This is a genomic window from Bradyrhizobium sp. Mp19 (assembly GCF_029952935.1).
In the GTDB taxonomy this organism is placed as follows: domain Bacteria; phylum Pseudomonadota; class Alphaproteobacteria; order Rhizobiales; family Xanthobacteraceae; genus Bradyrhizobium; species Bradyrhizobium elkanii.
This window is the reverse complement of record NZ_JASAUT010000187.1, coordinates 1-813: the sequence shown is the minus strand read 5'-3', so window position 1 is coordinate 813 and position 813 is coordinate 1. Positions and strand designations below refer to the sequence as shown.

The window sequence follows — 813 nt, the reverse complement described above, 5'->3', positions numbered from 1 at the left end:
GTTCGCACACTGTAACTTCGATGGCAGGTGATTCGTCAGACTCCCCAGAGGGGATATTTCGATGTGCCCTCGAGCAGATAGCCGAGCTGGGCCGGCGTGATCGTCACGGCTCCGTCCACAGCCTGTGGCCAGATGAAGCGGCCGCGCTCCAGCCGCTTGGCGAACAGGCACATGCCCTGGCCGTCGTGCCACAGCACCTTGATCAGCCCGCCGCTGCGGCCGCGGAACACGAACAGATGGCCGCCATGCGGATCGCGCTTCAAGGTCTCCTGGACCAGCAGCGCCAGGCCGTCGAAGCCCTTGCGCATGTCGGTATGGCCGCTCGCCAGCCAGACCTGTGTGCCGGAGGGGATCGGGATCGTCATCGCGAACCCGCCCGGAGCGCCGTGATCACCGCCGTCACCGTCGCGGCATCCGCCGCGCCGCTGATCCGGATCTTGGTCTCAGTCCCGATCTCGACTTCGATCAGCCCCTGAGGCGGAGCTGCCGCTGCGTGAAGATCGGGATCGGCTGCAATCGTCACAGCGGCGAAGCCGGGCACGGCAGTCTCCTCGCCGCACAGCTGCTGGCGCCAGCGGAACACCTGGCTGGAATGCACACCAAACGCGCGCGCCACGCCCAGGATCGTCGCACCCGGCTGCAACGCTGCAGCGACGATGCGCTCCTTGTCAGCCCGCGACCAATGCCGCCGTCGCCGCTCCGACGTGATCACTTCCACTTCCGCTTTGGCCATAGGACTAGGGTCTGTACCTAAATAGCGCCACGTGATTCTCTTGCCTACGTGTTGATTCGGGGGCGAGAGAATGCGCGCTG

2 protein-coding genes are annotated in these 813 nt (G+C 65.7%); both read right to left on the bottom strand.

The features are described 5' to 3' along the window. Positions 1 to 35 precede the first annotated feature (35 nt). The gene (tnpB, locus tag QJT82_RS45515; protein WP_264623221.1) at positions 36 to 365 is read right to left on the bottom strand and encodes an IS66 family insertion sequence element accessory protein TnpB; all 330 of its coding nucleotides are present in this window, start codon (positions 363 to 365) and stop codon (positions 36 to 38) included. Continuing rightward, a partial coding sequence (locus QJT82_RS45510) for a transposase (RefSeq protein ID WP_281446742.1) occupies positions 362 to 813 on the bottom strand: 452 nt, incomplete at its 5' end. The genes QJT82_RS45510 and tnpB, both read right to left, overlap by 4 nt.